Origin of the sequence: Sandarakinorhabdus sp., from assembly GCF_040398645.1 — a bacterium.
GTDB lineage: Bacteria > Pseudomonadota > Alphaproteobacteria > Sphingomonadales > Sphingomonadaceae > Sandarakinorhabdus.
Genome location: NZ_JBBATR010000076.1, coordinates 4,888 through 10,299, shown reverse-complemented (window position 1 = coordinate 10,299; position 5,412 = coordinate 4,888). Strand labels below are relative to the sequence as shown.

The 5,412-nt window shown below is 67.4% G+C and carries 2 protein-coding genes and 1 pseudogene; all 3 read right to left on the bottom strand.

The annotated features are described in order from the left end of the window. Positions 1–280 (bottom strand): annotated as a pseudogene (locus tag ABWP50_RS12445) (YncE family protein); the annotation flags it as partial. Between the two features lie 13 nt (positions 281–293). Then, a complete protein-coding gene (atzF, locus tag ABWP50_RS12440; protein WP_353218306.1) occupies positions 294–2,057 on the bottom strand; it encodes an allophanate hydrolase in 1,764 nt (587 codons plus the stop codon). Next, a partial coding sequence (uca, locus tag ABWP50_RS12435; RefSeq protein ID WP_353218305.1) for an urea carboxylase occupies positions 2,054–5,412 on the bottom strand: 3,359 nt, incomplete at its 5' end. The genes atzF and uca, both read right to left, overlap by 4 nt.

The following is a 5,412-nucleotide window of genomic DNA, read 5'->3' as shown; positions in this document are numbered from 1 at the left end:
CGGTCTTGGTGTCGATGCGGTGGATCGCGCCCAGCGTGCAATCGGCGACCCACACCCCGCCCTTCACCAGCGCCATCGCGCCGCACGGCCGGGCGATGGCCGTACTGGCGATCTTGCCGGTGCGCGACCAATGCTCGACACGGCCGCGATTGGTCATCCACACGCCGGCGCCATCAACGACCAGGAAATCGCCAAAATCGGGAACCGTCTGGACTTGCGCCGATTGCGCCAGTGCCGGCCCAGCCAGAAGTGCGGTCGCAAGCAGAGCCAGTATGCGCATCTGATGGGTCCTTTCAGGCGGAGCGTTGGGCGATATAGGCGCGCCAGCCGCCCAGATGGGTGATATCGGCCGCACCCGTCAAGGCGCGCGGTTCGGCGACAAAGCCCTTCACAGCGCTGCCATCGGCCAGCGTCACCGTGCCAATCGCCAGCGGCGGCGGCACATCGACGACGAAACTGCCAAATTCGGCGACGCCAAGCTCATACACCTCGACCTTGATGGCCGCGCCGCCCTCGCTGAACACAAGCGCCGGCTTGGGCGGCGTGCTGTCCGCCATGGCATAGAGGCGGTAGCTCGGCGCGGTTTCATACGCGCCGACGAACACGGCACCCCGCGAGGTCAGCTGCCAGTGCAGCGGCATATCCTTCAGGTGCGCGCCAACAACGGCCAGTTTCACAGTCTGCATCTTGCCCTCCAGATCGAGCGGTGGTGGTGCGGGGCGGCCGGTCGCCGTGGCCCAGGTTTCGGCGAGATCGAGCAGCGCCCGGTCCGTATCGGCCGGCGCGATGAAGCTGATGCCAAAGCCGACGCCATTGGCCTTGACGCCGGCCGGCACCGCCACCGCCGCCATGTCGAGCAGGTTCACGAAATTCGTGTACAACCCCAGATTGCTGTTCAGCCCCACCGGCGCGGCCAGCATTTCGGCAACACGGTAGCTGGTCGGTGTGGTCGGAAAGGCCAGCACATCAATGTCTTGCCACATCAGATCGCTGCCGCGCTTGATATCGGCCAGGCGGTAGACGGCATTCCACAGATCGACGGCGCTGTGCTGCCAGCCTTGCTCGACGACGGTGCGCACCGTGGGATCGATGGCATCGGGGTTGCTGGCCAGCAGCGCGGCCATGGCGGCGGTGCGCTCCGCCACCCACGGCCCGCCATAGAGCAATTGCGCCGCCTCCAGCAGCGGCTCGATATCAATCGCCACCACTTCGCCCAGCGTCGCCAGCGTCACCAGCGCGCCATCATAGAGATGCTCCGCCTCGCCATCGCCAAACCAATTGCGCTGGTCCCGGCGCGGCACACCGTAGCGGCGCGGGCTGAGCGCGCGGTCGGCCAGCGGCTTGGAGTAAGCGTCCACCACGTCAAAGCCAGCGACCACGCTGTCGATCAGGCCGGCATCGGCGGCGTCGTTGGTGAATATGGTGATGCAATCCAGCGTGCGGCAGGCCGGCACCAGGCCCGTGCTGCTCCAGCGCCCGCGGCTGGGTTTGAACCCGATCAGATGCTGGAAGGCCGCCGGCACCCGGCCGGAGCCCGCCGTGTCGGTGCCCAGTGCAAACGGCACCAGCCCGGCCGCGACCGCAACGGATGAACCGGACGAGGACCCGCCGCTCACCCATGCCAGATTATGGGCATTGCGCGGGGCGCCGTGCGGGCTGCGCGTGCCGTTGAGGCCGGTGGCGAACTGGTCGAGATTGGTCTTGCCCACACAAATCGCGCCCGCTGCCCGCAGGCGCGCAATCACGGCTGCATCCGCCGCCGGCTGATAGGCAAAGTCCGGGCAGGCGGCGGTGGTAGCCAGCCCCGCCACATCGATATTGTCCTTGGCGGCGTAGGGCACGCCGGCCAGCGCCAGCGTTTCGCCGGCTGTCACGCGCGCATCCACGGCGCGGGCCTGCGCCAGCAGATCGGCCGCATCGGCGTGGCTGATCCAGGCTTGCGGCTGCACCGCGTCATAGGCGGCGATGCGCGCCAGCGTGCCTGCCATCACCGTTTGCGCGCTGACGGCGCGGCTGCTGACGGCGGCGGCGATGGCGGCGACGTGCTGGCGGGTCATGGGTTTTTCCTGATCGCCAGCATCGGCGCGCCCGGCTGCACCGCGCGGCCCTCTTCCAGATAGAGCGCCGCCACGGTGCCAGCGACCGGGCTTTCGACCGGGCATTCGGTTTTCATGGCTTCGATGATCGCGATCGTGTCACCGGCGTTGATGTGGTCGCCCGGCGCCACCAGCAATTTCCAGACGCTGCCGCCAAACGGCGATTCCACCAGGTCGCAGCCGTCCGGCACGTCGATTGCAGCGGCGGGTTCGCCCGCGCCGCCGGCATCGCTGGCAATCCGGTCAAATTCGCCGCGCCGCTGCCAATCGGCGCGCTCATCGGCAAAGGCCGCCTGGCGGGTGGCGGCAAAGGCCGCGATGCCCGCCGCATTATCGGCCAGAAATTGCCGGTAATCCGCCAGCCGAAATTCCGATGGCTCGATGCGGATGGCGCGCCGCCCGCTCGGCACATCGCGCCGCCATTCCACCAATTCTTCGGCGCTGACCGGGAAGAATCTGATCTGATCGAAAAAGCGCAGCAGCCACGGCTTGCCATCCGTAAACGCATCGGTCTGGCGGTGGGTGTTCCACACCTGCACGGTGCGGCCGAACAACTGGTAGCCGCCCGGCCCCTCCATGCCATAAATGCACATATAGGCGCCGCCGATGCCGACGACATTGGGCGGCGTCCAGGTGCGCGCCGGGTTGTATTTGGTGGTCACCAGCCGGTGGCGCGGATCGACCGGCGTCGCCACCGGCGCGCCGAGATAGACATCGCCCAGGCCGAGCACCAGATAATTGGCCTCGAAAATCACCTGCTCCACTGCCGCCACATCGGGCAGGCCGTTGATGCGGCGGATGAATTCGATATTGTCCGGGCACCACGGCGCATCATCGCGCACCGCCGACATATATTTGGCGATGGTTTCCAGCGTCGCCGGATCGCGCCAGCTCAGCGGCAGATGCACGATGCGGGACGGGATGGCGAAATCCGCAAGCTCGCCAAGCTGGTCATCGGCGGCCAGCATCGCCGCCAGCGCGCCGGCCTGGTCCAGCGCGCGGCCATCGAAATGCAGTTGCAGGGAGCGGATGCCGGGCACGATATCGATGACGCCGGGCAGGGCCAGCGCGGTCAGCGCCGTCGCCAGCGCCTCGATGCGGATGCGCAGTTCGATATCCAGCACGATCTCGCCATATTCGACGAGGATATTGCGGTCGCCTTGGCTGCGGTACACCGCGCGCGGGCGGGCACCGGTGGCCGGTGTTTGCGCGAGGATCGGGGACAGTGCCGCGATGGGGCGGGCAGGGGTTTCATTGCTGGCAATGCCGGTCGCCAGCAGCGCCTGCGCCGCTGCGTCGGCCGCCTGCGCATCGGCCAGCGTGACGGGCACAAAGCGCAGCGTGTCCCCCGGCACGAGCTGGCCGATCTTCCACAGATCGGCTGCAATCACCACAAACGGACAGACAAAGCCGCCCAGCGATGGCCCGTCCGGCCCCAATATGATCGGCATGTCGCCGGTAAAATCAACGGCGCCAATGGCATAGGGATTGTCGTGAATGTTGGACGGGTGCAGCCCGGCCTCCCCGCCGTCGCGGCGCGCCCAGGCCGGCTTGGGGCCGATCAGGCGCACACCGGTGCGATTGCTGTTGTAATGCACCTGCCAATCGGCCGCGACGATGGCGGCGATATCATCCGCGGTGAAGAAATCCGGCGCGCCGTGCGGGCCGTACATCACCCGCACCTGCCAATTGCTGGGCAGCACGGGCAGGGCGGCGGCCGGCAGTTCATCGCCGACAGGCTCCTGGCCCAGATGCAGCAGATCGCCGGCCAGCAGCCGCCGCGCACCGTGGCCGCCAAAGCCGCCGAGATCGAAGGTGGCGCGGCTGCCGAGATAGGGCGCGATATCAAACCCGCCCGCCACCAGCAAATAGCCGCGAATGCCGCCCGCCTGTGCCCGGCCCATGGCCAGCACTTGCCCGGCGGCGACGCTGATCGCCTGGCCGCGTGGCAGCGGCACACCGTCCAGTGTGGCGCCGAAATCCGCGCCCATCAGGCAGATGCGCGCCGGCGCCGTGAAGGCCAGGCTAGGGCCTGTTACCGTGATTTCCAGCCCGGCCGTGCCTTCGGCGTTGCCCACGAGGCGATTGCCCAGCCGGAACGAGCGATCATCCATCGGGCCGGACGGCGGCACCCCAACCGCCCAATAATGCTGCCGGCCCGGCCAATCCTGCACGCTGGTGGCGGTGCCGCCGGCAATCACGCGAATGGCGCGCGGCGCATACACCACATCATTCAACGCGCGGGTGGACACGGCGCCCGTAACAAACGCCGGCATGCGCACCACCGCGCGCAGCCAGCGCAAATTGGTTTCGATGCCATCGATGCGGCTGCTGTCCAGCGCGGCGGCCATGCCGGCCACGGCGGCATCGCGGCTGGGCGCGTGCACGATCAGCTTGGCCAGCATCGGATCATACCAGGCGCTGATCACGCTGCCGGCCATCACCCAGGTTTCGATGCGGATGCTTAGCGGAAATTCCACCGCGGTGAGGAGCCCGGTGGTGGGGCGATAATCCAGCGCCGGATCTTCGGCATAGACGCGCACCTGCACGGCATGACCATTGGGCGCGGGCGGGGCGGCGTTCAGGAACGCAAAATCACCCGCTGCACCGCGGATCATCCACTCGACCAGATCGATGCCCATCACCGCTTCGGTGACGCCATGCTCGACCTGAAGGCGGGTGTTCATTTCCAGGAAGAAGAAATCCTGCGCATCGGCATCGTAGAGAAATTCCACCGTGCCGGCGTTTCGGTAATGCGCAGCTTCACCGAGCCGCACCGCCGCTTCGATCAGGCGGGCGCGCACGGCATCGGGCAGATTGGGGGCCGGGGCTTCTTCGACGACTTTTTGATTGCGGCGTTGCAGCGAGCAATCGCGCTCGCCCAGCGGCATCACCCGGCCCTTGCCGTCGCCGAAAATCTGCACTTCGACATGGCGGGCGCGGGCGACAAACCGCTCCAGAAACACGCCGGCATCGCCAAAATTGCTCGCGCCCAGCCGCGCGACGGCATCAAAAGCACCCACCAGCGCGGCCTCATCAGCGCACACGCGCATGCCGATACCGCCGCCGCCGGCCGTGGCCTTCAGCATCACCGGATAGCCGACGGTGCGCGCTGCAATCACCGCTTCGGCGGCATCACGCAGCAGATTGCTGCCCGGCGCCAGCGGCACGCCATTGGCCTGCGCCAACGCACGCGCACTGTGTTTCAGGCCAAAGATGCGGATATTGTCCGGCGTCGGCCCGATGAAGATCAGGCCAGCCGCCGCGCACGCCTCGGCAAAATCGGCATTTTCGGCCAGAAAGCCATAGCCGGGGT